The sequence below is a fragment of the Bradyrhizobium sp. Leo78 genome (assembly GCF_059512425.1).
In genome coordinates, this window is the sequence record NZ_JCAMOT010000008.1 from 137,408 (window position 1) to 160,354 (window position 22,947).

Below are 22,947 nucleotides of genomic sequence, written 5' to 3' on the forward strand. Positions count from 1 at the left end.
GGATATCGCAGTTGCCGCAAGGAGCACGGGATTGCTGATTTTCCAGCGGAACAGAATCGCGAGCGAGACGAGCGCGATCGCAATCGTGAGCCAATCTCCGATGGCGCGGTCGGAATGCCGGCCGCCAAAGATGAGGTCAGGTCGAAAAGTTGATGGGACGGAAGCGGGATAACGGCAGACATGATGCGCCCCTAAGGAAACTGGACGCGATTCTTCAGCATGTCGCCTCGTGGGGAGATCGCTTCCCCAAGAAGCTCAGCTTCGACCCGCCGGCTGGTTCTGTCAACGGGAAACGGAGCTTGCGAGTTGGACGGATATCTCGATCCACTCTGAGATCGCCCGGTCATTCGCGCCTCCTAGAGCCGGACGCAGTAGTGAGCCAGCAGCGAGATGTCGCCCCTACTAGTCCCGCTGTCCGACTGAGGCTCGGTCCCACGGAACCCCTCTGCGGCGGAGGCGTTTGAAGCAACGGGCGGGCGGAAGCCGTGTCACGACCTCATCGTCGCTTCGGCAGGACAGGAGAGCGCGATGAAACAGATGCCCATCCTTGCGGTCACCCTGTGGTTTGGCGTGGCTGCCACCGCTCACGCGCAGGTGAGTTCGTCGGTAGGCACGCAGCCGAACCCTCAGGTCAGTGCGCAAACCGGCGCGCAGGTCAACTCCCCGACCAACGCGGTAAGCACGGTGACCGGCGCGATCGTGCCATCCGGCCAGGGAGCGACCGGGGCAACGGGAGGAAGCTTCAATACCATTGCGCCTGTGGCAGTGCCCTGTGCGGCCAGCGTATCGCTGAGCGCCAATCTGACGGCGTTCGGCTGTGCATCCGATCCGCTCGGCGCCCCAACCTACCAAGTTCCGGCGGAGGCAGGGGCTGCCGCGGTGACAACGGGAGCAGTGGGCAGCATCGGCCCCAAGGCGCAAACCGTCACGCCCAACACCACGTCAGGCGCGGGTGGGGCTGTCGGCGGTGTTGCCTCATCGAGCGTGCGTTGCCTGGGCGCGATACCGTCGATGGCCGGCAATGCCGGCGCAGGCGATCTCTTCGGCGGCATCGGCGGATGTTAGGCGCGCGGGGCGGATTAGCGCCAGCCATAATCCGCCGCTCACCCTCGGCGCTGCCCTGCGCGCTCTACCGCTGCCGTTGCGCCAGATAGAATCCGGACAGCACCAGGACCAGCCCGGTCGCCTGCAGCGCGGTCGGAGGTTCGCCGAGCAGGAGCCAGCCGACGAGCAGGGTCAGTGCAGGCACCATCGCCGGGAAGACGGCGGCGCGGGCGACGCCGAGAAGCTGGACCGAGAATGCGAACAGATACAGCGCCGCGGGGCCGGCCAGGATCCCCTGCCCCAGGGCCTGCAGCGCGTTTTCGCCGAGGCCCAGCGCCGCCACGCGGCCGAGCCCGCCGGATGCCGCATAGACCGGCAGCAGCAACAGCGACAGCACGCTGATGACAGTGGCCGCGGAGAAGGCGGAGACGCGCCAATGGCGCAGCAGCGCGCCGAAGACCGCGAACATCGATCCGGTCAGGACGAAGATCAGATCGCCCAGCACGCCTTCGGGCCCGATATGGCCGATCGATTCAGCCCCGATCACGGCCAGGCCGCCGACGATGACGACTGCCCCGAACACCCGCGAAAACGAAACCCGCTCCTTCAGCAAAGCGGCGGCAAGAAACAGGCCGCCGAGCGTCGCGCAGGAAGGCTGGATGAGGCTGCCATGCCCCAACGGCACGAACAGGAAACCGGTATAGCTGATGATCGACATCACGGGTCCGCCGAGCACCATCAGCACCAGTCCGCGGCCCCAACCGATACCGCAGAGATTGCCTATCCCGGCGCGAAGCACGATCGGCAGGAACGCGATGCCCGACCACACGTAGCGATGCATCAGGAGGTCCGCGGGCGTGAATCCGACTTTCAGCCCGTGCCGTGTCGAGACAAAGCCGAGCGCCCAGCACAACGCCGCGCCAAGGCCGCAGGCGACCCCGAGCAGGGCCGGTTTCGCATCCGATTTCTGGGGTGGAGCATCGGCGCCGATGGTCGGCTTGGTCATCGCCGACGCTTACGGCAGCCGCCACGGTGGATCAACCCACGGCCATGCAAGGCTGACGGGCGCATGGGCCGATTGCCCCTCCACCACCGTCATTGCGAGGAGCGCAGCGACGAAGCAATCCATGCCTCCGCTTGCCGCGCTATGGATTGCTTCGCTCCGCTCGCAATGACGATGTGGAGGCAATGGGTGCGACATAACAACCCGACGGGCAAATCAGCGAAAGTCTGTCCAGCCCGTCAGGCGAAAATAAACCGCTTAACCCGTTGGGCAAATCAGAACTATAACTCCGCGCGTCTCACCCGATGAGAGGGGCGTTGCGCAACGTCACGAACGCGCGGTGAGATGCGGTGGACGCGACGGCTCGCGAAAGACGAGCGCGGTTGTTCGCGGACGGCGAAGTCGTGTGGTCCCGGCGCCCCGACGCTGGCGCTAAGTCCTTAAGGGATGGAAACATCCCTAAGGGCGACGGTGGCAAGAAAGCCCGGTCACCGAGGAGAGCACGAAGCAAGCCGTAAAACCACTGCGCAGGGAAAGCCGGAGTTGCTTCGGTTGACCTGTGGTCCTACCCCCGTGCTTTTTGTTGCACGGGACCCGCGGGTGCAACCGGCACCCGGCTTTCCCTGCGCCCTCTACATCGAAAGAGGGTCAACGAAAACGCGGACCTCGGGCACATCGTGCCGCGGGAACGCGGACTCGCATCGCATCCGCTGTTTGACAATCGAATCGAAACACGTAGCCCCCGCGCACTGCGGCTCGGTCACAGGGAACCCCTCCGCGTTGGAGGCGTTTGAAGCAACGGGCGGGCGGACGCCGTGTCACAACCTCATCGTGCTTCGGCAATACAGGAGAGCGCGATGAAACGAATGCTCATCCTTGCGGTCACCCTGTGGCTTAGTGTGTCTGCCACCGCTCACGCGCAGGTGAGTACATCGGTAGGCACGCAGCCGAACCCCCAGGTCAGCGCTCAAACCGGCGCGCAGGTCAACTCCCCGACCAACGCAGTGAGCACGGTGACCGGCGCGATCGCGCCATCCGGCCGGGGAGTAACCGGGGCAACGGGAGGAAGCTTCAGCACCATTGCGCCCGTGGCGGTGCCCTGTGCGGCCGGCGTATCGCTGAGCGCCGATCTGACGGCGTTCGGCTGCGCATCCGATCCGCTCGGCGCCCCAACCTACCAAGTTCCGGCGGAGGCAGGAGCCACCGCGGTGACAACGGCACCAGTGGGCAGCATTGCCCCCAACACGCAAAGCGGCACGCCCAACGCCACGTCGGGCGCGGGTGGCGCTGTCGGTGGTGTTGCCTCATCGAGCGTGCGTTGCCCGGGCGCGATACCGTCAATGGCCGGCAATGCCAGCGCAGGCGATCTCTTCGGCGGCATCGGTGGATGCTAGGCGCGTGCTCATAAACCAGTTCGTGGGGCAGATCAGCGCCAGCGTAATCCGCCGCTCACTCTCGCCGCTGACGGCCGCAAAGGCAACTTGCGTCATCCCGGTCCTGAACCACTGCAAGTGAATCGGGTGCAGTCCTGGTAAACACCTCGACACTCGAACGATGGTAGCTGTTTCAGATGACGGCAGTCGCGATATCGCGCACGACAGGTATTCACGCATTGCTGCCTAGCGGTCCGAGCGGCTGCCAATGTGTCGGTGGCGAGATCGGAATCGCGCGCATTGAGTCTTCCAATGCTCAAGGACAGAGGCACTGCCACGAGCGCGCAGATGACGGCAAACGACTGCTTGGTGCATTTCATGTCTCAGCCCCGTTCAGGTCTGGCTCGGTCGTTGCGCGGCCGGTCCGCTTGCCGGACGCGATGCAGATGAAGCGGCCGTCAACGTCGGACGGCCTGACCTCGTCCGACAAGCCGTTCGCGCTGAGCCCGCCGCGCGGGCCTTCCTTATGTCACCACGATCTCAGTGCGGCGGCGGCCAGCGGCCTGGCTGCGTGTAGAAAAACGCGAAGCGCGGGTTGATCCCGCAATAGGAGAACGTGCCGGATGCGCTCGCTTGGCATTGTTCGTAGGTCCAGAACTGGCAAAGGCCCGGAAGGCCCCAGTCCTTTCCCTGCAGGCAGTAAGGGTAGTCCTGCGCGCTAGCTGGCGGGATTGCTCCCACTGCTACCGGAACGGCGACGGACAGGGCGAATATGAGACGTCGCATGCGATACCTCCTGAGGTTGGTGCCTGGTTCGACGCAGGAAGTCGTTCTTGCAATGTTGCCGAAAAGCGGCGCGATCGATTTCGAACTCATCGGGCACAGGCCCGAAGGTGCGCACCAGGGAAGGAAAGCAGTTGCGATCCGTCCGAGAAACAGGGCGCCCGGCCAGCATGGCCCCGGCGGAGCGGCGCGCTATGCAGATTCGGAATCTGCGGAGCTCAATTGTCGGCTTGCGACGCCGTCAGATCGAAGGGCGGATTAGCCGACGGCGTAATCTGCCGGGCCCGGCCGAGGTCGCCTTAAATTCTCCCTCACGCCGGCCTTATCTTGATCCAAACGGCGACGGCAACTATCCTCCCGATGATCTCGGACTGCCGCACTCATTCCGTTGATGCAAGACTGAATGGAGAGCGCATCGGTGGCTGATACGGACAACCCGAAGCCGGACGAACCGCAGGGCACGCCGCGCGCCGATGGCGAACTGGCGCGGGCCTATGAACGGATCAAAAGTGCCGGCGAAGACCTTACGCGGCTGGACAGATTGGTCTCCGGATTGGAGCGCGGCGACGGCCCAAAGGTCCGGCAGGAAGATGCCGGCGCCGCGCCACCCGACGCTACCACCGTGAACGAGACTCCAACACCAGAGAACCAGGCTCGCGACCCAGGCCCGAGACGGGGTCGGCCCCTGCTGCGTGCCGTCGGCGGCCTTCTGTTGGCGCTGGGCATCGCGGGTGCTGCGCTGGCTTCGCGATACGGCAATGAGACCAAGGCGATCATGGCGCGATGGACCCCGCAAGCCTCGATGGCGTCCCCGGAGGCGTCCGAGCCTCGCGGTCCGACCAGATCGCTGACCGTCCAGGTGGCAGAAGCAGGCGAACAACCCTCCCCGCCGTCTTCGAGCCCCAAGGAAGCGCCGGCGCCTTCGAACCCCAAGGAAACGAAAGACGCTCCGCCAGCCGGCTCCGCCAAGTCCGCCGACTCGACATCCATAGATGTCGCGCAATCGCTCAAGACCATCGCGCAGGGCCTTGTAAGCATCAACGACAAGCTGGAGCAACTGAAGACCAGTCACGAGCAAACGCTTCGCGAGCACGCCGAGTCCATTCAACAGCTCAAGGCGGCTCAGGAGCAGAATGCGAAAGACAGTGCGCGCATCGCCGAGCAGCTACAGGCGCTGCAAGCGCAGCTTGCCGCTTCGTCCGCGAAACCCTCCGCGCCGACCGTGAAGAAAGAGAACAATTTGGCTGCGCGCCCGCACGTGCCCGCCGCAATCGAACCTCGGCGGCCCAGACGGCCGCCAGGGCCTTGGAGGCCGCCGCCGTATACGGTCGACCCCTGGGACGATCCATATTGGTGAGGTGTGCGCCCCTCGACGGACAAATCAGTTCCACGTCGCTCGCGCTGAAGCGGTTTTCCGACGCTGCGAACTACATCTTGCTCGCGGCTCCGATTAACAGTGCCTTCATCGCTTTGCCCGTCAGCGCCATTGGAATTGCATCCCTTGATGCCGCGCGCTCCAGCGCAAACCCATGCGATAGCGCGAGCAGAGTTATGGCGAGATCGGCGGGCGCCAGGCTCCCCTTGTTGCCGAATTTCGCGAAGGTCTGCTCAATCAGACCGGATAGCGTTTGACGGTATTCAGCATAGGTCTGGACAAAGGCGTCGTCGGTCTTGTTCGCGCGCGATACCCGCAACTGGAACTCGGCCATCAGCAGGCACCAATCGGGATGGTCGCCGAGCTCGATGTATCGTGCGGCCGCTTTTTCGACGAGCTGCTCGAAGCTGTCACTCGTCGTCAGTGCCGCTTCAAAATCGCGCAGATCCCGCTCTAGATGCCGCTTGAGCAGCGCGAGAAAGATCTCGTCCTTGTCGGCGAAATTCGAATAGAACGCGCCGCGCGAGAATCCGGCAGTTTCGGCGATCTCATCCACCGATGCGCCTTCGAAGCCCAGCCTGGCGAAGCAGGCCGAGGCCGAGCGCATCAGCAACTCGCGCGTCCGTGTCTGGCTCTCCTCGCGATTCAATCGCTTCACTTTTCGCATTGGTCCTCCTGTCGCGAGCCGAATCCTGACGCTTGACAGCCTAACATCTTTGCATTCAGATACATCTATGTATTTGGATGGCGATTTGTATGAAATGCTGGGAAGTTCGGTCGTTCGACATCGAAGGATTGGCGCTCGGGGAGCGGCCTGACCCGATCGCGGGCGAAGGCGAGGTGCTCGTGGAAATCGATGCCGTCTCGCTGAATTATCGTGACCTCGCGATCGCGCGCGGCGTTTACGCGCCCTCGCAGCCACTCCCGATGATCCCGGCCTCCGATGCCGTCGGCCGCATCGTCGCCGTCGGCCCCGGTGTCGAGCGACGGCAGGTCGGCGAGCGGGTGATCGGCTGCTACATGCAGAGCTGGGACCGGGGACCGAGCGAGCCTTCCGACCGCACCCGGACGCTGGGCTCGCCACTGGACGGCGTGCTCTGCGAGCGGCGCGTCTTTCCGGCCGATTTCGTGGTACGCGCCCCCGACCGATTGACTGATGTCGAATGCGCGACGCTTCCTATCGCAGCACTCACCGCCTGGTGCGCCCTCTTCGATCTTGCCGGCGCGAAGCCCGGCGAAACGGTGGTCGTGCAGGGCTCGGGCGGGGTGTCGACCTTTGCCGCTCAATTCGCGCTTGCCGCAGGTTTGCGCGTGGTGGCGGTGTCGCGCTCCGCAGCCAAGGCCGCTGCAATCCGTAATCTCGGTGTCGAGAGCGTGATCCTTGCTTCGGATACACCGGAATGGGGCAAGGAAGTCGTCCGCGCGACGCACAAACGGGGCGCGAACGTGATCGTGGATGTGGGCGGCGACTCCACGTTCGCCCAGTCGGTGGCTGCAAGCGGGCAGAACGGTCGGATCATTGCCGTGGGCTTTCTCGGTGGCCTGTCGACCAAGGTCGAGCTTGGTCAGGTAATTTCGAAAAACCTCACGATCCGCGGCATCACCGTCGGATCGCGCGCCAGCTTCGAGGCGATGCTGTCCTTCATCGAAACGGCCGCGTTCAAGCCGGTGATCGACAGCCTTTATCCATTTGAGGCAGTGCCGGAAGCCTATCGCCGACTCGCCAGCGCCGACCAGCACGGCAAGATCTGTATCGACGTCAGGAGCGTGCAATGACAGGGCTTACCGAGTGGTGGGATAGCGGCTCGACGATCGAGGTTGGTGGCCACGCCATCTTCACGCGCGTGGAAGGGAGCGGGCCAACCGTCGTCTTCTCCACGGCTTTCCGACCTCCTCGCACGATTGGGCTGGCGTCATCATCCGCCTTCGCGACCATTACCGTTGCGTGACGTTCGACTATTTGGGCTACGGTGCCTCCGAAAAGCCGACCGATGCCGATTATTCGGCGCTGATCCAAACCGACCGCGTGCTCGCGATCCTTGCTGCTCTCGGCGTTACCGAGGCCGATGTCGTCGCGCACGATCTGGGCGGCATCCTGCTTCAGGACATGCTGCACCGCCAGCTCGCGGGCCGATTGGAACTCGGTCTGAGGCGGGCGATCTTCATGAACTCCTCGGTCTACGCGGAGCTTTACCGGCCGAGCCCTACGCAACTCGCCCTCGCCGACCCGGTCCAGGGGCCGATCATCGCCCGATCGCTCTCGCGCGCAACCCTCGACGCAGCGATGGCGACACTGTTCCCGTCTCGCCGGCTCGCGGCCTCAGAGCTCGATGACATGTGGGACGCCATTCGGCGCGCAGATGGACAACTGCTCTGGCCGCGGCACCTGGTCTACATGGCCGAGCGGTCCAGGCTTTCCCCGCAGTGGGAAGCCGCACTGTCGCAGACCGGCGTCAAGCTTGGCTTCGTCTATGGCGCTGCCGATCCAATTTCCGGCAGCGCTATTCTCGAACGCGCAAGCGCGAAGCTACCGCATGCCCGTGTGACCGCGCTTGCCGGTCTCGGCCATTATCCGCAACTCGAGCGGCCGGATGAAGTGGCCGACGCGCTCACCAATCTCCTTGGTTGATCTCATGAATGTTGCGGAAGCTATCGAGCGGCGCATTTCGGTTCGATCGTTCAAATCCGATCCCGTGACCAAGCAGCAGGTCCTGCGCCTGCTCGATAAAGCCAGGCGCGCGCCATCGGGCGGCAATCTCCAGCCATGGCGCGTCTATGCGCTTCAGGGCGCCCCGCTTGACGAACTCAAGGCCCGCGCAACTGCCAATCCGCTTGGAGAGCCTCCGGAATACCAAGTCTATCCGAATTCGCTGTGGGACCCGTACCGGCGCCGACGCTGGGAATGTGGAGAGGATCTCTACACCACGATCGGCATTCCCCGGGGAGATCGTGCCGGCCGACTGCAGCAATTGGCGAAGAACGGACAACTATTCGGCGCGCCGGTCGGCCTGTTCTTCTGCCTCGACCGCAGGCTCGGCCCTCCGCAATGGGCCGATCTCGGCATGTTCATCCAGACGGTGATGCTGCTCGCCGTCGAGGATGGACTGTCGACCTGCGCGCAGGAATACTGGTCGCGCTATCCCCGGACGCTGGCAGACCTGCTTGGACTGCCAGCCGAGGAAATGGTGTTTTGCGGGATGGGCCTGGGATACGCGGACGAAAATCCCATCAACACGCTCAGGACCAGGCGAGATCCGGTCTCCGATTGGGTTGCGTTCCGCGGCTTCGACTGACATCGCCATGTCAGCATTGGCCGCGATACGCTGCCCGGACGTCGGCAGGTTACGCGGAGCCTGTCATCGGGCCGCGCGAAGCGCAGCCCCGATGGTTCACCCGCCCGACGCGCGTCACTTTGATCGTGTCATGCCGCTTTGGCGGTCTTTTCCGGCGGCGAGGTTTCCATCGCGCGCATGTAGAGATCGAGCAGGCTCTCGCGCTCGTCGCGCTCGTCCTTGTCCTCTTTCCGCAGCTTGATGATCTCCTTGAGGATCTTCACGTCGAAGCCTTCGCCCTTGGCTTCCGAGAAGACTTCCTTCTTCTGCTCGTTCAACTCCTGCAATTCGGTGTCCAGATTCTCGATCCGCTCGACGAAGGAACGAATACGCCCGCCGGGAATGGTGATGTCAGACATGGTGCCTCTTTGCTGAATGAGGTCGTGAAAATGCGCGGAAAGAAATGACCAAATTCTTAACCCGCCGTCCTGCCTCACCGCCGTCCACAAGCGGCGGCCATCAAGAAAAAAGGCCCGCGAGGTCGCGGGCCTTTTGGCATTTCGTGCGGCTTTGGATGCGGCGCTCAGTGGGCCGAGAGACCGGAGGTTTGGGTCGGGCTTTGTGTCGCCGACGCCGCCTTGAGTTTCGGTCGCTGTGTCAGCACGCTGAGCTGGTGCGGAGAAGCCGCTGTGGTGGCGACCGGCGACTGCTCCCGGACATTGGCCGCTCCCAGCAGCCCGACCTGCACCTGCGAGATCGGCAGGCCGTTGAGTTCATAGGTCGGCAACTCCGCAGCGAAGCTGGCAGCGCCACCCGCCATTGAGATCGCGACGAGGGCCGCAAGAGTTAGGGAAGTCTTCTTCACTGCAATTCTCCTGAGTGGATTCGCTGCCCAGCATATAGGTCCCTTGTTGCACTGCGGCATTCGCTATTGTTGCATTGCAACAATGCAGGGAATGCGCACCTCCCGATGCGATAGTGAGCGGGATCAATGCGCAACAGTCATCGTCGCGTCATGGAGCGATTCGTTTCGCCATCTGCGCGCGTCGTAGATTCGAACTGCAGAAGCGAGCAGCAAGACAGAACGATTTTCCGTTCGCAAAACGCGGTCACGCGAACGCCGTGGCTCGTCGCGAGAAGAACGACTCCGTTCACATTTTTCTGAGCTCATGCAGCGGTTTAGCGAACCGATCACATCGGCTTGATTCGAATCCTCTGCATTCCCCGTAACTTCCCGATGGGGGATCACCCGGATTCTCAGCCGTCATCCCTGCTGCTATCGATAAGCCGTGAGGTCGCTTGCCGCAGGAGGCGGAACATGACTGAACTATATTTCCACTGCTCCGACGCTGAGCACGTCATCATCGACGAATGCGGCCACGCCATGGACCTGGCCGAGGCACGCGAGCACGCGGAAGGCCTGGTCCGCGCCCTCATCATGACGCCAAGCGAGGAAGATTGGCGGAGCTGGGTCCTGCACGTCACCGATGAGCTCGGCGACGAGGTCCTCGCCGTGCCGTTCGCATCAGTGCTTGGCAAGTCGCATTGAGGGCGGAGCCGGTGCCGCCCGCACAGCCGTCATGGACACCGCTGCGCCGAGCGCTGAAGGCGATCATCGCCGGCTGCTGCAAGCTGATCGGAGCCGTCTGCGATCCCTACCGGCCCGAGCTTCACTACATGCGGGGGCCCGGCCCAAAGTGGCGCGCGAAGCAGCAGACCCCGTAGGGAGCCCCTCACCGCGCCATCGGCCGATTCTGATCGTACAGCACGCGGACGCGGATGGTGCCGTCGACAGCCCGTAAGTCCGCCAGCAATCCCTCGCCCTCTCCGCCGACGACGTCGGTCTCGAGCACGACATAGCCGACTTCCGGATCGGTCTGCAGATATTGCGCGAGGATGTTGATGCCGTGACGGGAGACGGCGTCGTTCACCTGCCGCAGCACGCCGGGGACGTTCCGGTGCACGTGGATGAAGCGGGTGCCAGTTGGGCGGGCCGGCAGTTGCACCTGCGGGAAGTTGACCGCGCCGAGCGTTGAGCCGACATCGGAATAGTCGATGAGCTTGCGCGCGACCTCGCCGCCGATGCGATCCTGGGCTTCCTCGGTGGAGCCGCCGACATGCGGGGTCAGGATCACGTTGGAAAGGCCCTGCAGCGGCGAGACGAAGCGGTCCGCATTCGAGGCCGGCTCCACCGGGAAGACGTCGACGGCCGCGCCGGCGAGCCAGCCCTCGCCGAGCACCCGGGCCAGGGCATCAAGGTCAACGACGGTGCCGCGCGAGTTGTTGATGAGGTAGGCGCCCTGCCTCATCTGCCGCAATTCACGCTCGCCGATCATGTTGGCGGTGGCCGGCGTCTCCGGCACGTGCAGGGAGACCACGTCGCTCGCGGCGAGCAGCTCATCCAGCGTCTCGACCGGCTCGGTGTTGCCGTGGCGGAGCTTGTCAGTCTGGTCGAAGAAGATCACGCGCATGCCCATGGCTTCCGCCAGATTCGACAATTGCGAGCCGATATTGCCGTAGCCGACGATGCCGAGCGTCTTGCCGCGCACCTCGCGGCTGCCCTCCGCGGACTTGTCCCAGCCGCCGGCATGCGCCGCGACCGAGCGCGGGAACACCTTTCGAAGCAGCATCACCACCTCGGCAATGGTGAGTTCCGCGACGCTGCGCGTGTTGGAATAAGGCGCGTTGAACACTGGGATGCCAAGCCGCCGCGCCGCGTCGAGATCGACCTGGTTGGTGCCGACGGAAAAACAGCCGACCGCAATCAGCCGATCGGCCGCCTCGATCACGTCGGCGGTGAGCTGGGTCCTGGAACGAATGCCCAGCATATGCACACCCGACAGCGCCTGCTTGAGCTCCTTGGCGCCGAGCGCCTTCGGCAGACGCTCAACCTCGGTGTAACCATTGGCGTCGAACAGGCGAACGGCAGAATCGTTCACGCCTTCCAGCAGCAGGACGCGGATCTTTTGCTTGGGCAGAGACAGGGGCATCGGTCGTCCGTTCGTGGTCTGCCCGGGCCGATCGTCGGAATTTGGTCTGGCCCGGAGGAGCGGACGGATATCCGCCCTTGCCGCCCGAGGCAACCGCTATCCGCGATTGGCGCTGCACGCCCGCCACCAACTCCGCCGACCCTCACCCGCCCAGCACATTCCCCCATCCGTCGAACACGAACTCCCGCCACGCAACCGCCCCGTCGGCGCGCGCGTTGCTGGTGCGGCGGAAGTCGTCGGCTTCGTCGCCGATCCAGGTAACAATCTCGTCCGTGGCGCGGTCGTGCAGGATCGCGGGTTCGGACGGGTCAAAGTTCATCATGGGATGCAGAGTTTGCTGAGCTGTCATGCTTGCACAACGCGCTGGAGACCACGAAAGTTGCGCTCGATCGATCACATGCGTTCGAATTACATCGGTAACGTCATCGACCAGGCTCCGAGCCTTGCAGTCATCCCAATGCCTCAATCAGCTCCAAATCCTGTTCGTCGCGCGTCAAACTTATGCTGAGCTATCGCAGTGTCCTTGCAATTCGAACTTGATCGGCAGCAAAGCAGCTCGATCGGCGCCAATGCCGTCGGCGCGGCGGCGTTGCGATGGACGATGACCGCCCTTGTGGCTGCCGTCTGGATCAGCGCGGCCATCTTCGGCCTCTATATCGTTGCGATCTATCTTGGCGCGCTGGTGGATGGAAATCTTGATCAGTGGAACCGGGATCTGCCGCGCCTTCACGATCCGCATTCGCTGCTGGCAACAATGGGTATCGGGCTGCATTTTGCGGCCGGCACGGTGCTGCTGCTGCTCGGGCCGTTGCAACTGATCAGCGCCGTGCGGGCAAGAGCACCGGCGTTTCACCGGTGGGTCGGCCGGCTCTATGCATTGTCAGCACTCATGGCCGGCTTGGGCGGGCTCGCTTTTATCGCCGTGCAGGGCACCATCGGCGGGACACCGATGAATATCGGTTTCAGCCTCTATGGCGCGCTCACGGCCATCGCCGCCGTCACAACGTTCTGGCATGCGCGAGGCAAACGCTTCGAGCAGCATCGCGCCTGGGCGATCCGGCTGTTTGCACTGGTGATCGGATCCTGGCTCTACCGGATGGACTACGGATTCTGGGCATTGCTCGGCCACAACATGGGCCACACGCCGACTTTCGATGGGGGCTTTGACGTCGTGATGGCTTTCTTTTTCTACATTCCCAATCTGATTGTTGCCGAGGCGTTCATTCGCGCGCGCGAGCTGCGCTCTGCTGCTCACGTCAAAATCGGAGCGGCGATTTGCATGGGCATCGCCGCAGCGTTCATCGCAGTAAGCACGTACTACTTCACGGCCTTGCACTGGGGACCGAGGATTGTGCAAAGGCTTCTCTGATCCTGTGATGGAGCACGGCGGCCGCTCATCGCCAGAAGAAGCAGGATTGCTGTCTTACTTCGTAGCTCGGCTCCTTCGCCGCCAGTGCAGAGAAAAGACCGGCGGGCGTTACGCCGCCGGCCTTCTCTTGTAGCTGCCGGCTCCCGGATCCGGTTCCGCCACAAATTCCCTTGCCTTTAAGGGGACGCCGATAAGTTTAATAAAGTCCTAACAAGGCAAAAGTGGCCTGGATCACAGTTTGCGGCCAGCGGGCCACCGGAAAACTACGGAACATTTCATCGCGGGACGAGCCGTGTGATGCATTCGGGCATCGCTGCACACCGTTCTCGCGCGACGCTTAACCATTGTGCGTTGGTCGTATTAGGGAACCAACGACTCAGTGCTACCATGCAGTGCATACCGAAACAGGAGTGGTTCGGATGCCTTGCTACAGCTTCGATCTCATCGTTGGGGAAGAGTTCAGGAATCAGGGCTCGATCATTCTCGAGGACCTGCACGTCGCCTCCGACAGAGCCGACCAGCTCGCCAACGAGCTCTCACAGGTCAAGCCCGAGTTGAAAGCGAAAGGCTGCGCGGTTCGCGTCACCGACGCCGACAATATCGAACTGTACCGCACACCACTCGATCCCGTTCCGGCGTGGCGCTCCGCAGGGCGGATTTGAGCAACGGCGCGCTTCAAACGGTTTGAAGGCGGACGGCGCGCGAACGCAATCCGCCTTCGACTGAAGAAGCCGGCGGCTTACCCATGCTCGCCGACCTCGTCACTACGTCAGTGCCTGACGTGATGCCGCGCGGACGCGCGCGCATGACGCGCCGGAGGCGCAGCCGACAGATCGACGCGGCCGAAGGACGCCAGCGCATTCTGCGGGTAGGAATGGGAGCCGACGCCGAGGCTCTGATAGAACGCCGCCGCGCCAGGCTCCTGGACCGCCTGCTGCGCGACCACCGGACTCGCGACCATTGCTGCTACCAATGCAACCGCGCTGAAAAGCTTGAACCTAGTCATTGCCTATTCCCCTTTCGACTTGACCAAACAAATCATGTTTGAACTCTCGCCAACGTTTCGAAGTCATCGTGGCGTTCGCGGCTCCAGATGGCGATCAGACGTTCACGTTCAATAGAATGATGCTCATCATCCAAAAAACATCATCGTGATCGGCCACGGCGGACGTGTGCGTAAAAGGGGCCGGGGCATCCCTGCTTGATGCGTCTTAGGAAGAAGCTTCGCCGTGGCGGTAAACCGACGATACGGACGCTCTCAATCGAGCGCCGAAATGAAATGATCTTCCCGGGCACCAACCGCTGATGCAGCCGCGCAATCAGCGCATCGCCGTCCGGCGCCCCGCGATCGGTCGTTCACGTTTTGCTGAATTGATGAAGCAGAACTGGTAGGGCGAATTGGCGTCAGCATAATCCGCCACTCACAGCCAGCCGATCGACGGATTACGCTGACGCTTATCGCCCCACGCAATCCGAAAAATCACGCCGCTAACAATTGATCGAACTCCGCCGGAGCGTACAACTTCCCCTCTTTGTCCGTGATCACGACCTGCCAGCCGGCGCTGGCGAAGACGCGTGCCTTGGCAACGATGATCAATGAGCTCTGGCGTTCGACCTTGACTTTCTCGTTGTCGCGTTCTGCGATCATTTTGTAGGACAATTTCTTTTCCCATGTTTGTGCTTGCCCGGTTTTCGCCACTAGCCAACAGGTTTTGGCCGCAATTCGCCGGGAACGTGACGATTTGATGGAACGGCGCCCACGCCGTTCTGCCGTTGCGACGGGCGCATAGCGGAAGCCGCAACAAAAAAGCGGCCCGTGGGCCGCTCTCCTGTCGCTACTGCGTTCCTCAATAAGGATCGTAGTAATAGGCGTAGGAATCATACGGCTCGAACGGCGCAGCGGCGATCGCGGCTGCGGTACCGATCGCGCCACCGACGACGCCGGCAGCGACCGCGCCTGGACCCGGCCCGTAATAGGGTCGGTGATAGACGGGTCCGTATCCGTAGTAGACCGGTCGATAATAATAGCCCATGCGGGGATAACGGCCGGTGTTATAGGGCGTACCCACGCCATAGCTACCGGTCATGTAGCGCGAATTCGGATAGTTGAACCCGATCGAACCGGGTTCCTGCGTGACTCCCTGCGCCATCAACGGGGTGGCGAACGTCGTCGCCAACACCGCGGCGGCACTCAACAATGCGAGCTTCTTCATCGGTCCTCCTCCAATGGTGCCCCTTCGGAGGCCCAACTGTGGAACACGGGCGCCGTTCCGACCTTTCAGTCAACGCGCCGTGAAGTTCCGCGGCGCTATGGATGGGTGCAACCGGCACCCGGCTTTCCCTGCGCCCTCTGCGTTTCGAGGAGGGTGAAACGAACGCAAAGGTCGGGCAATTCGCGCCGTGAGAACGCGAACGCGTCATGCCCCGCGAAGGCGGGGCATCCAGTATCCGGCGGCCTTTCGGCTCAAACTCAACCGCCTCTGGAATACTGGATCGTCCTCCGGAGCCTGTCATCGGGCGGCCATTCGGCCGACCCGGTGGCGGACGATGACAGCGGAAAGCTGCTTGAAATTTGAATCGGAAGGATCCTCTCGTCGTGCCGGGCTTGCGCGCCGCGGCGAAGCCCCTTTGGCGTAGCCGGGACCCTGTTGCGGGCTGCCGAAGCGCGCCGAAGAAAAACCCCGCCTCCACGAATGGAAGGCGGGGTTGAAGTTCATTGGGTAAGAATCCGCACGCAATGGATAAGTTCAAGGCGCGGGACGTAGCGTTTCGAATCTTATCGCGCCGATGGGCGTCGGCAACCTGATTAAAGCGCCGCATGCGAGGGAAATTTTCCCGACGACGACAGAGAAAATTCCCGAACGCGTCAAGGCAAGAGTCTAGCGCGTGATGACTTTTCTTCGAATCGTCATCCCGCTCTCGCTCTTTGTTTGAGCATGATCTTTTTCGGAAAACCGGTACCCACCTTTCCGGATCATGCTCTAGTGGACCACATCAAGCTTGACGTTGGTGACGCCCTTGCCGACCATTCCGAGTTCTTGCGCGGCGGAATAGGAGACGTCGACGACTCGTCCCCGCACATAAGGTCCGCGGTCGTTGACCCGCACCGTCACCGAACGGCCGCTCTTCACGTCGGTGACGCGAAGCTTGGTGCCGAACGGCAAGGTCGGATGGGCTGCGGTCAATTCGTTCTTGTCGAACTTCTCTCCGCTCGCGGTCTGCGAGTCCTCACTGTAGAAGCTCGCGACACCCTGGGATGCGACCTTGACATCGCCACCCTTGCGCGACGCCAGCCGCGTGTGCTTGCGCATTGCCGCTACCCGCTTCTTCATCGCGACCGCCGCCGTGCGGGTGTACACGTATGATGCCTGCCTGCTCGCGCCGATCTCCGATCGTTGGCTGACGACGGTTGACTGCGCGCAGGCCGCCAATGAAGCGGCCCCGACGACCACCGCAATGAGCCGCGTGGCCCTCCACATAGAACCGGATGAGACCAAGTGCGCATCAACCTGCGCGCGCGCCCTGATGTCGACGTACGAATTTGCGGCAGCGTCGAAGCACATGTTGCATCCCCAACTCGCGCCCCTAGCCCAAGCCGAAATCCAACATGGTTAAGGGCGGCCTCCAATCGGGCGTAACCGGGGCAGGAAGCGTCAGGGCGCGCTTGTCGCTGCGCAATTCCTTCGATGTGTGGTGATTGCGCCACAGCCGGCGCTGTCATTCTGGCGGCCCCACACCTCTGTCATTCTGGGATGCGTGCGCGAGCACGCAGGCCCGGAATCCATCGGGCCGCAGACGTGGGGTGAAATGGATTCCGGGTTCGACGCTAACGCGTCGCCCCGGAATGACGAGTGGAGAGTTGGATTAGATCAAATCAGCCGCGGCGCGCGCTGAACGGCCCAACCGACGCCGTGCCGGCGGCAGGCGGCAGCACGACGACTGTGGCGCCCTGCTTCACCCGGCCAAACAGATCGATCACGTCGGAATTGGCCATGCGGATGCAGCCGGAGGAGATCGCCTGCCCGATGTATTCCGGCTGATTGGTGCCGTGGATGCGGTACAGCGTGTCCTTGTTGCCCTGGTAGAGATAGAGCGCACGCGCACCGAGCGGATTGGCCGGTCCACCGGCGACTCGCGACGGATAAGGTCCGAGCCGCTCCTGGATGTCTTTGGTCGGAACCCAGTCGGGCCACTCGGCCATGCGGCCAACGGTGGCGACCCCGGAGAACGCCATCGCCTCCTCGCCGACCGCCACACCGTAGCGGATCGCCTTGCCACCTGGCAGCACGTAATAGAGATAGCGCGCGTCGGTATCGACCAGGATCGAGCCCGGCTGTTCCTTGCGCGAATAGTCGACGATGTGGCGCTGGAACTGCTCCGGGATAGCCGCCTGCGCGTAAGGCGGATGGGCCAACAATTGCCGATCGCGCGGCGTCATGCTTGCATCTGTGGATGGCGACAGCGTCGTCTGCATGCAGCCGGCGAGCCCCACTGCCCCCGTCAGCAAAACTGCGAGCCCCAATCTCGACACCGCACGTCTCCCCTGCGTTAACCTATTACCCAGTTGCTGCCAGAATAATGCTGAAATCATGGCAACAGCCATTGGAACACGTCTGTTTGATTGAACCAGCATGTTCTGCCTTGCCTCGGTTGCACGGCGCGAGCGTCGACGCTAGCCTCCTCAAAAAACAGGAGGTTCCCAAGGATGCGCTCTCGTTTATTGATCGCGGGACTGTTGCTTGCTGCTCAGCCCGCGCAGGCCGATCCGCGCTCGGCCTATGTCACGCTGGTGCTGCAGGCGTTTGCCGCCAAGGTCGAGTGTCCCAACACCGACCTCGTCTATCAGGACCTGGTGCAGAAGGCCCAGGAGATGCACCTGCCCGATGGCACCACGGAGAAAGTGCGCAAGGCGATCGCGTTCATGCACACCGGGGGCAAGATGGGCGAGCGGCAGGACGACGAGCTCATGGCCGAAGTCGCGGTCGCCACGCAGGCGACTGATCTCGACCAGCGGCGGCTGGGCATGACGACATGGTGCGAAACGCAGAAGACTCACCTTGCCGGCTTCATCCGTCCGAAGAACTAGCTGCCTGCGTGCCCATTGCGCGGCTGATTCCCGAGTTCCGGGGAAAACAGTCGCCGTGGGCGGCCCCAGACTCTCCCTCCTCTCGCCTTGCTTTGGTCACACCTGGCTGGAGTCGTGGGGCTGGGCAGAGGATGGTTGACGTAGTGTTAATCCGCCGGCCGCTTCCAGAGCGGGTGGCATTGGACTGAAGATGGAGCGCCAATGCTTTCCACGCTGAACACTAATCCTGCTAAAGAATCCGATCCGCACGATGTTTTCGTGATCGACCCCGAAGTCGTTCTCGCCGCGCGCGGAGATCGTGTACCGCCAACGCCGCCTGCCGAAGTGAACCAGACGCCGGCACCGCAGAGCTACGTGACAACCGGCGCCTCGGCGCCATCGCTCGATACTGCCTTTCGCGTGACGGCCAGCGATCACATCCAGCTCCCGAGCGAGCCTTCGCCGTTCGCCAAATGGGCCAAGCGCGCCGCGATGGCCTTCCTGTTCGCTCTGCTCAGCGCTTTCGCGGCGGCAGCCTGGAAGCATCATGGCGACACTGCCAAGCAGATGATTGCGGACTGGATACCGCAGGTCTCGTTGCTGTCATCGTTGTCCTCGTCACCGTCGGGTAACGCGACGGCGCCCGCCGAGCAACCGGCCCCGCCCGCCGATCAGGCCGCGACAGAGCAATCAGCCTCACCCGCCGTTCAAACCGCCTCGACCGATCAGGCGGTCGCTCAACCGGACACCCCTGCTCAGGCACAGCCAGCGCAAGCCGCCGCGCCGACCACAGCCGCCGCCCTCTCTGCTGATTCCTCACAGTTGCTGCAGTCGATGGCGCACGATCTCGCGACGATGGGCCAACAGATCGAGCAACTCAAAGCCAGCATCGCGCAGCTCAAGGCTGGCCAGGATCAGATCGCCCGCGACATCGCCAGGAATTCTGAGGCCAGGGTGTCGGCACAAGCCGTGCAGCCGCGTGCCGCGCCGCCGCCGCGGCCGGTCGCAGCGCCCGTGCGCAGGCCGAAGCCGCCGACATATCCGCCCGCGCAAACCGCCGCTGCAGCTCCGCCCCTGCCGCCACCATCAGCGCCGGCGCCGTTGCAAACGGTGCCCGAGCCGCCGGCGCAGGATGGCGGACCGGTGGTGCGGCCGCCGATGCCGGTGCGATAGCTCTCGTCAGCTAGTGCGATAGCTCATCAGCTCTGGTGGGGGCCGCGCATGATCTTCATGGCGGCTTCGATGTGGCGCCATTCACGGGCCTCGTCGGCCTCGCCCTGGCTCTCGCAGGCTTGCGCCTTCTGCGCCGCCCGGGCGATCGCCTCAAACCCGTGCTGCTCCAACATCTGCCGCGCGATCACGTGAATCTGCGTCTCTGGCATCATGTCGCTCTCCCGATGTTGCCTGCGCCGGTCGTCACACTGTCCTGGTTGGCCGCAGTTGGTTCTAAACCGGCGAACGACAACGACGTTCCCCGGACCTGGGCTCATCGGTCATTTTCCGATTGTTAAGCAAAGTCCGGCGCATGGGGCCGCTTGGCAAAAATTTTCCACAATTGCTTCTAGAAAAGTCTGCATCGAAAAGGAGAACCTCCGATGCGGATCGCAGCAGTGATGTTCGCAGGTTCGGTGGCCGCGCTCGCGCATTTTGCGACGCCGGTCCTCGCGAAGAATTCGGAAACCCAGCCGGACGCCCAGAAGGCCGACGAGAATCGGGCTACATCGCCCTGCCGCGCCTATCAAAAGGCAGCCGACGGTTCATGGCAGGAGATGCCCTGCCAGGAGATGGGCGCGCCTGCCGAGACCAAGCGCAAATCGGCCACCGGAAATTCGGATCAGCGAACGCGCTAGTTAAGGGCCCTCGCCTCAACTCAGTAAGGCGGCTTCTTGCGCGCCCGCTGCTCCTTGGCGGCTTCGACCCACCACATGAGATCATCGGCAAAGCGCGGAAAGGCCCGCTCCAGCGCCTTGCCGCCCTCGCCGATCGGCTTTCCATCCGCCGACAGCGTCTGCCCGATCGGTCCGACGCCGATCGTGCTTGAAATCACCACCATGCCCATCTCGGAGAGCGTGCCATGCCAGGCGGTCGCGGCACGCGCGCCGGAGAGACGTCCGGCGGAATAGCTTGCGATCGCGGCAGGCCGCCAGAACCACTCCTCCAGGAAATGATCGGTGAGGTTCTTCAGCCCCGGCTGGATGCCCCAATTGTATTCGCCGGTGATGAACACGAAGCCGTCGGCCTCGCGGATTTGGCCCGCAAGCTTCTCCAGCGCAGCGGGCGCCGTGCCCTTCGGATACTCCTTGTACATGCGGTCGAGCATGGGCAATCCGACCCCCTTCGCGTCGATGAATTCGACGTCCTCGCCGCGGGCGCGCAGGCCCTCGACCACGAAGCTTGCAAGCCGAATGCCCATGCGGTCGGAGCGATAGGAGCCGTAGAAGACGAGGATACGATGGGCCATGCCGGTCACTCCGATCGGAAAGCGTAAACGCGGATTTAATCCGCGCTGGTTACCATGGAGCTGAACGCTCCTCTATCGTCCAAAATGGCACCAGTCACATGAAAATCGGAACCCTCTTGACCACCGCCATCGTCTCGCTCTCCGCCGTGGGCGGTGGACTGGCCCTCTACGTCGCGGTTTCGAAATACCAGACCATGGAGAACGTGTCGGCAGCGCAGGAGCGGCTCGCAATCGTTCGCGCGATCAGTGACATCCCGCGCTATCTCAATTCGGAGCGTGGCTTTGCCACCAACATCCTGTTTGGGCCACCGGTGATCGATCCGAAGCAGCGGGCCGATCTGAACGAGAAGGTGCGCACGGCGACCGATCGCGCCCGCGACAAGATGATGGCGCTGCGTAAAGCGCTGCCCGGTTCGCTCGAGGACGGCGGAGCGATCGGCGCCGGCATCGATGGGGTGAACGCAAAATTCAACGCGTTGCGCGAGGCGATGGACAAGGCGATCGACGGCCCGGCAGAAGCGCGCAAGGACGCCGCCAAGAAAATCGTCGCCGACAATGCAGTGCTCAACAATGCCGCAGCCTCCCTGCTCGACGGCCAGGTGCGCAAGTTGGCCCTGATCGACGGCGACGCCTATCGGCAGTCGGTCTACGCGAATATCGCCTGGTCGCTGCGCGACGTCGGCGGCTTCAATGCAAGCCAGCACAAGAACCTTGTCGGCGCCAGGCGCGCGGCGACCGAGACCGAGAAGGTCGATCTCGCTCGCGCCCAGGGGCGCGCGGACCAGGTGCTGATGTCACTGCAGGAACTGCGTGGCAATCCCAACCTGCCCGCCAACGTCGCAGTCGCACTCGACCGCATGAACGAGGCCTATGTCGAGCGGTTCGGCAAGGAGCTCAAGCTCGTGAAGGAAGGTGCGGCCAGCGGCAAGTACGAGCACGATGTCGATGCCTTCTACGTGGAATCGCAGCACGGGCTCAATTCGATCATCGGGGTGCGCGACGCCTTCTACGACAATGCCGAGCAGGTGCTCTCTTCCGCCTACTCCTCTGCGCGTGTCAGCTTCCTGGTCGCGCTCGCCGGCCTGATCACCGTGGTCGCGGCGAGCATTGCGCTGGTCATGATGGTGCGACGCCGGATCTGCAGGCCAATCGTGCAATTGACCGCCAGGATGTCGCGGCTTGCTGCGGGCGACGTTGCGGACGAGATCGCGGGCGCCGAGCGCAGCGATGAGATCGGCGCAATGGCGCAGGCCGTACGCGTCTTCAAGGACAACATGATCAAGGCCGATCGCCTCGCGGCCGAGAAGGAAGCCGAGAACCAGGTCAAGATGCGCCGCGCGCAAGTGCTCGACAACCTGACACACACGTTCGAGGCGAAGGTCAGCGAGCTCGTCGGCGGGCTCTCGGCCGCCTCTGCCACTATGGAGGAGACCGCACAGTCGATGTCCTCCACGGCGTCCGCCACCAACCGGCAGGCCGCTGTCGTAGCGACGGCCTCCGACCAAACCTCGACCAATGTGCAGACGGTTGCCAGCGCGACCGAAGAGCTGACGTCCTCGATCTCGGAAATCGGGCGCCAGGTCACGCAGTCGACCGAGATCGCGGCACGCGCCGTGGAGAACGCCCGCCGCACCGGCGACACCGCCCGCTCGCTTGCCGAGGGCGCGCAGAAGATCGGCGATGTCGTCACGCTGATCCAGAACATCGCGGCGCAGACCAACCTGCTGGCCCTGAACGCGACGATCGAGGCCGCGCGCGCCGGGGATGCCGGACGCGGCTTTGCCGTGGTCGCCTCGGAGGTGAAGTCGCTGGCCGGCCAGACTGCGAAGGCGACCACCGAAATTTCCGAGCAGATCGCCACCATTCAAGCCGCAAGCGATGAGACGGTGAAAGCGATCCAGAACGTCGTCGACGTCATCACCGAGATCGACCAGATCGGCACCGCGATCGCCGCCGCGATCGAGGAACAAGGCTCGGCCACCAAGGAGATCTCGCGCAGCGTGCAGGAAGCGGCGCGTGGCACGCAGGACGTCAATTCGAACATTTCCGGTGTCCAGCGCGCCGCCGACGACACCGGAGCCGCCGCCAGCCAGGTCCTTGGCGCCGCCGAACAGCTTTCCGCGCAGTCTCGCGACCTCGCCGGCCAGGTCAACCGCTTCCTCGCGGAAGTCCGGGCGGCGTAGTCGCGCGTATGGCTTGTCGATTTGGCGGA

Annotated in this window: 27 protein-coding genes and 1 pseudogene; 14 read left to right on the forward strand and 14 right to left on the reverse strand. The window is 63.3% G+C overall.

Going from position 1 to position 22,947, the window contains the following annotated elements:
- The first annotated feature begins 528 nt into the window (after nt 1–528).
- Nucleotides 529–1,065 (forward strand): hypothetical protein, encoded by a 537-nt coding sequence (locus AC5ZG1_RS12960; protein WP_496133103.1) that lies wholly within the window; start codon nt 529–531, stop codon nt 1,063–1,065.
- Between the two features lie 64 nt (nt 1,066–1,129).
- Here AC5ZG1_RS12960 and AC5ZG1_RS12965 read toward each other — a convergent pair whose 3' ends face one another.
- A complete protein-coding gene (locus AC5ZG1_RS12965) occupies nt 1,130–2,050 on the reverse strand; it encodes a DMT family transporter (RefSeq protein WP_496133104.1) in 921 nt (306 codons plus the stop codon).
- 854 nt (nt 2,051–2,904) lie between these two features.
- Between AC5ZG1_RS12965 and AC5ZG1_RS12970 the strand changes: the two genes are divergently transcribed.
- The gene (locus tag AC5ZG1_RS12970) at nt 2,905–3,441 is read left to right on the forward strand and encodes a hypothetical protein (RefSeq protein ID WP_496133105.1); all 537 of its coding nucleotides are present in this window, start codon (nt 2,905–2,907) and stop codon (nt 3,439–3,441) included.
- 519 nt (nt 3,442–3,960) lie between these two features.
- Here the strand turns inward: AC5ZG1_RS12970 and AC5ZG1_RS12975 are convergent.
- On the reverse strand, nt 3,961–4,206 hold the full coding sequence (locus AC5ZG1_RS12975) for a DUF3551 domain-containing protein (protein WP_496133106.1): 246 nt from the start codon (nt 4,204–4,206) through the stop codon (nt 3,961–3,963).
- Between the two features lie 415 nt (nt 4,207–4,621).
- Here AC5ZG1_RS12975 and AC5ZG1_RS12980 point away from each other — a divergent pair, with 415 nt between their 5' ends.
- Nucleotides 4,622–5,560 (forward strand): hypothetical protein, encoded by a 939-nt coding sequence (locus tag AC5ZG1_RS12980; protein ID WP_496133107.1) that lies wholly within the window; start codon nt 4,622–4,624, stop codon nt 5,558–5,560.
- A 70-nt stretch (nt 5,561–5,630) separates the two neighbouring features.
- Here the strand turns inward: AC5ZG1_RS12980 and AC5ZG1_RS12985 are convergent, their stop codons facing one another.
- Nucleotides 5,631–6,245: a TetR/AcrR family transcriptional regulator gene (locus AC5ZG1_RS12985; RefSeq protein ID WP_496133108.1), complete on the reverse strand. Its 615-nt coding sequence runs from the start codon at nt 6,243–6,245 to the stop codon at nt 5,631–5,633.
- An 89-nt stretch (nt 6,246–6,334) separates the two neighbouring features.
- On the opposite strand from AC5ZG1_RS12985, the gene AC5ZG1_RS12990 reads away from it, so the two are divergent.
- The 3 genes and pseudogenes from AC5ZG1_RS12990 (at nt 6,335) to AC5ZG1_RS13000 (ending at nt 8,871) form a co-directional block, all read left to right on the forward strand.
- A complete protein-coding gene (locus AC5ZG1_RS12990) occupies nt 6,335–7,354 on the forward strand; it encodes a zinc-dependent alcohol dehydrogenase family protein (protein ID WP_496133109.1) in 1,020 nt (339 codons plus the stop codon).
- Nucleotides 7,355–7,460: 106 nt separating this feature from the next.
- Nucleotides 7,461–8,207 (forward strand): annotated as a pseudogene (locus AC5ZG1_RS12995) (alpha/beta fold hydrolase); the annotation flags it as partial.
- A gap of 4 nt (nt 8,208–8,211) precedes the next feature.
- Nucleotides 8,212–8,871 carry a nitroreductase gene (locus AC5ZG1_RS13000; protein ID WP_496133110.1) on the forward strand — a complete coding sequence of 220 codons (660 nt, stop codon included), beginning with the start codon at nt 8,212–8,214 and terminating at the stop codon, nt 8,869–8,871.
- 128 nt (nt 8,872–8,999) lie between these two features.
- On the opposite strand, the gene AC5ZG1_RS13005 is transcribed toward AC5ZG1_RS13000, so the two are convergent.
- Nucleotides 9,000–9,269, reverse strand: coding sequence for a DUF2312 domain-containing protein (locus tag AC5ZG1_RS13005; protein WP_028165828.1), 270 nt, complete (start codon nt 9,267–9,269; stop codon nt 9,000–9,002).
- 164 nt (nt 9,270–9,433) lie between these two features.
- Nucleotides 9,434–9,715 carry a hypothetical protein gene (locus AC5ZG1_RS13010; protein WP_496133111.1) on the reverse strand — a complete coding sequence of 94 codons (282 nt, stop codon included), beginning with the start codon at nt 9,713–9,715 and terminating at the stop codon, nt 9,434–9,436.
- 453 nt (nt 9,716–10,168) lie between these two features.
- Here AC5ZG1_RS13010 and AC5ZG1_RS13015 point away from each other — a divergent pair, with 453 nt between their 5' ends.
- Complete coding sequence (locus tag AC5ZG1_RS13015; protein WP_028165830.1) at nt 10,169–10,399, forward strand: DUF6894 family protein; 231 nt, start codon at nt 10,169–10,171, stop codon at nt 10,397–10,399.
- Nucleotides 10,400–10,410: 11 nt separating this feature from the next.
- Nucleotides 10,411–10,575: a hypothetical protein gene (locus AC5ZG1_RS13020; protein WP_496133112.1), complete on the forward strand. Its 165-nt coding sequence runs from the start codon at nt 10,411–10,413 to the stop codon at nt 10,573–10,575.
- A gap of 8 nt (nt 10,576–10,583) precedes the next feature.
- Here the strand turns inward: AC5ZG1_RS13020 and serA are convergent, their stop codons facing one another.
- Nucleotides 10,584–11,840, reverse strand: a complete 1,257-nt coding sequence (gene serA, locus AC5ZG1_RS13025) for a phosphoglycerate dehydrogenase (protein WP_028165831.1) — start codon at nt 11,838–11,840, stop codon at nt 10,584–10,586.
- Between the two features lie 142 nt (nt 11,841–11,982).
- The gene (locus AC5ZG1_RS13030; RefSeq protein ID WP_245475139.1) at nt 11,983–12,162 is read right to left on the reverse strand and encodes a hypothetical protein; all 180 of its coding nucleotides are present in this window, start codon (nt 12,160–12,162) and stop codon (nt 11,983–11,985) included.
- Nucleotides 12,163–12,363: 201 nt separating this feature from the next.
- Here AC5ZG1_RS13030 and AC5ZG1_RS13035 point away from each other — a divergent pair, with 201 nt between their 5' ends.
- Nucleotides 12,364–13,209: a DUF2306 domain-containing protein gene (locus tag AC5ZG1_RS13035; RefSeq protein ID WP_496133113.1), complete on the forward strand. Its 846-nt coding sequence runs from the start codon at nt 12,364–12,366 to the stop codon at nt 13,207–13,209.
- Between the two features lie 419 nt (nt 13,210–13,628).
- Nucleotides 13,629–13,871 carry a hypothetical protein gene (locus AC5ZG1_RS13040; RefSeq protein ID WP_496133114.1) on the forward strand — a complete coding sequence of 81 codons (243 nt, stop codon included), beginning with the start codon at nt 13,629–13,631 and terminating at the stop codon, nt 13,869–13,871.
- 107 nt (nt 13,872–13,978) lie between these two features.
- On the opposite strand, the gene AC5ZG1_RS13045 is transcribed toward AC5ZG1_RS13040, so the two are convergent.
- The 5 genes from AC5ZG1_RS13045 to AC5ZG1_RS13065 form a co-directional block, all read right to left on the reverse strand.
- On the reverse strand, nt 13,979–14,215 hold the full coding sequence (locus tag AC5ZG1_RS13045) for a hypothetical protein (protein WP_130230964.1): 237 nt from the start codon (nt 14,213–14,215) through the stop codon (nt 13,979–13,981).
- 474 nt (nt 14,216–14,689) lie between these two features.
- Complete coding sequence (locus AC5ZG1_RS13050) at nt 14,690–14,869, reverse strand: hypothetical protein (RefSeq protein ID WP_130230966.1); 180 nt, start codon at nt 14,867–14,869, stop codon at nt 14,690–14,692.
- Nucleotides 14,870–15,056: 187 nt separating this feature from the next.
- A complete protein-coding gene (locus tag AC5ZG1_RS13055) occupies nt 15,057–15,422 on the reverse strand; it encodes a hypothetical protein (RefSeq protein WP_051396927.1) in 366 nt (121 codons plus the stop codon).
- A gap of 768 nt (nt 15,423–16,190) precedes the next feature.
- Complete coding sequence (locus tag AC5ZG1_RS13060) at nt 16,191–16,688, reverse strand: septal ring lytic transglycosylase RlpA family protein (protein WP_245475217.1); 498 nt, start codon at nt 16,686–16,688, stop codon at nt 16,191–16,193.
- A gap of 395 nt (nt 16,689–17,083) precedes the next feature.
- Nucleotides 17,084–17,683 carry a L,D-transpeptidase gene (locus AC5ZG1_RS13065; RefSeq protein WP_207231196.1) on the reverse strand — a complete coding sequence of 200 codons (600 nt, stop codon included), beginning with the start codon at nt 17,681–17,683 and terminating at the stop codon, nt 17,084–17,086.
- A gap of 231 nt (nt 17,684–17,914) precedes the next feature.
- On the opposite strand from AC5ZG1_RS13065, the gene AC5ZG1_RS13070 reads away from it, so the two are divergent.
- Entirely contained in the window at nt 17,915–18,295 is a 381-nt protein-coding gene (locus AC5ZG1_RS13070; protein ID WP_028165837.1) for a hypothetical protein, read from the forward strand.
- Nucleotides 18,296–18,496: 201 nt separating this feature from the next.
- A complete protein-coding gene (locus AC5ZG1_RS13075; protein WP_496133115.1) occupies nt 18,497–19,447 on the forward strand; it encodes a hypothetical protein in 951 nt (316 codons plus the stop codon).
- Between the two features lie 26 nt (nt 19,448–19,473).
- Here the strand turns inward: AC5ZG1_RS13075 and AC5ZG1_RS13080 are convergent, their stop codons facing one another.
- The gene (locus AC5ZG1_RS13080) at nt 19,474–19,659 is read right to left on the reverse strand and encodes a hypothetical protein (protein WP_028165839.1); all 186 of its coding nucleotides are present in this window, start codon (nt 19,657–19,659) and stop codon (nt 19,474–19,476) included.
- Nucleotides 19,660–19,869: 210 nt separating this feature from the next.
- On the opposite strand from AC5ZG1_RS13080, the gene AC5ZG1_RS13085 reads away from it, so the two are divergent.
- Nucleotides 19,870–20,124, forward strand: a complete 255-nt coding sequence (locus tag AC5ZG1_RS13085; protein WP_496133116.1) for a hypothetical protein — start codon at nt 19,870–19,872, stop codon at nt 20,122–20,124.
- A 20-nt stretch (nt 20,125–20,144) separates the two neighbouring features.
- Here the strand turns inward: AC5ZG1_RS13085 and AC5ZG1_RS13090 are convergent, their stop codons facing one another.
- Entirely contained in the window at nt 20,145–20,735 is a 591-nt protein-coding gene (locus AC5ZG1_RS13090) for an NADPH-dependent FMN reductase (protein WP_130227961.1), read from the reverse strand.
- Nucleotides 20,736–20,833: 98 nt separating this feature from the next.
- On the opposite strand from AC5ZG1_RS13090, the gene AC5ZG1_RS13095 reads away from it, so the two are divergent.
- Nucleotides 20,834–22,918, forward strand: coding sequence for a methyl-accepting chemotaxis protein (locus AC5ZG1_RS13095; RefSeq protein WP_496133117.1), 2,085 nt, complete (start codon nt 20,834–20,836; stop codon nt 22,916–22,918).
- The last annotated feature ends 29 nt before the right edge of the window (nt 22,919–22,947 follow it).

Coding starts and splice junctions, on each gene's coding strand:
- AC5ZG1_RS13085 (WP_496133116.1), top strand. CDS start 19,870: ATGCGGATCGCAGCAGTGATGTTCGCAGGTTCGGTGGCCGCGCTCGCG.
- AC5ZG1_RS13030 (WP_245475139.1), bottom strand. CDS start 12,162: ATGATGAACTTTGACCCGTCCGAACCCGCGATCCTGCACGACCGCGCC.
- AC5ZG1_RS13015 (WP_028165830.1), top strand. CDS start 10,169: ATGACTGAACTATATTTCCACTGCTCCGACGCTGAGCACGTCATCATC.
- AC5ZG1_RS13065 (WP_207231196.1), bottom strand. CDS start 17,683: ATGCAGACGACGCTGTCGCCATCCACAGATGCAAGCATGACGCCGCGC.
- AC5ZG1_RS12965 (WP_496133104.1), bottom strand. CDS start 2,050: ATGACCAAGCCGACCATCGGCGCCGATGCTCCACCCCAGAAATCGGAT.
- serA (WP_028165831.1), bottom strand. CDS start 11,840: ATGCCCCTGTCTCTGCCCAAGCAAAAGATCCGCGTCCTGCTGCTGGAA.
- AC5ZG1_RS12985 (WP_496133108.1), bottom strand. CDS start 6,245: ATGCGAAAAGTGAAGCGATTGAATCGCGAGGAGAGCCAGACACGGACG.
- AC5ZG1_RS13045 (WP_130230964.1), bottom strand. CDS start 14,215: ATGACTAGGTTCAAGCTTTTCAGCGCGGTTGCATTGGTAGCAGCAATG.
- AC5ZG1_RS13090 (WP_130227961.1), bottom strand. CDS start 20,735: ATGGCCCATCGTATCCTCGTCTTCTACGGCTCCTATCGCTCCGACCGC.
- AC5ZG1_RS13075 (WP_496133115.1), top strand. CDS start 18,497: ATGCTTTCCACGCTGAACACTAATCCTGCTAAAGAATCCGATCCGCAC.
- AC5ZG1_RS13040 (WP_496133114.1), top strand. CDS start 13,629: ATGCCTTGCTACAGCTTCGATCTCATCGTTGGGGAAGAGTTCAGGAAT.
- AC5ZG1_RS12990 (WP_496133109.1), top strand. CDS start 6,335: ATGAAATGCTGGGAAGTTCGGTCGTTCGACATCGAAGGATTGGCGCTC.
- AC5ZG1_RS13080 (WP_028165839.1), bottom strand. CDS start 19,659: ATGATGCCAGAGACGCAGATTCACGTGATCGCGCGGCAGATGTTGGAG.
- AC5ZG1_RS12970 (WP_496133105.1), top strand. CDS start 2,905: ATGAAACGAATGCTCATCCTTGCGGTCACCCTGTGGCTTAGTGTGTCT.
- AC5ZG1_RS13095 (WP_496133117.1), top strand. CDS start 20,834: ATGAAAATCGGAACCCTCTTGACCACCGCCATCGTCTCGCTCTCCGCC.
- AC5ZG1_RS12975 (WP_496133106.1), bottom strand. CDS start 4,206: ATGCGACGTCTCATATTCGCCCTGTCCGTCGCCGTTCCGGTAGCAGTG.
- AC5ZG1_RS13070 (WP_028165837.1), top strand. CDS start 17,915: ATGCGCTCTCGTTTATTGATCGCGGGACTGTTGCTTGCTGCTCAGCCC.
- AC5ZG1_RS13000 (WP_496133110.1), top strand. CDS start 8,212: ATGAATGTTGCGGAAGCTATCGAGCGGCGCATTTCGGTTCGATCGTTC.
- AC5ZG1_RS12960 (WP_496133103.1), top strand. CDS start 529: ATGAAACAGATGCCCATCCTTGCGGTCACCCTGTGGTTTGGCGTGGCT.
- AC5ZG1_RS13055 (WP_051396927.1), bottom strand. CDS start 15,422: ATGAAGAAGCTCGCATTGTTGAGTGCCGCCGCGGTGTTGGCGACGACG.
- AC5ZG1_RS13005 (WP_028165828.1), bottom strand. CDS start 9,269: ATGTCTGACATCACCATTCCCGGCGGGCGTATTCGTTCCTTCGTCGAG.
- AC5ZG1_RS13060 (WP_245475217.1), bottom strand. CDS start 16,688: ATGTGGAGGGCCACGCGGCTCATTGCGGTGGTCGTCGGGGCCGCTTCA.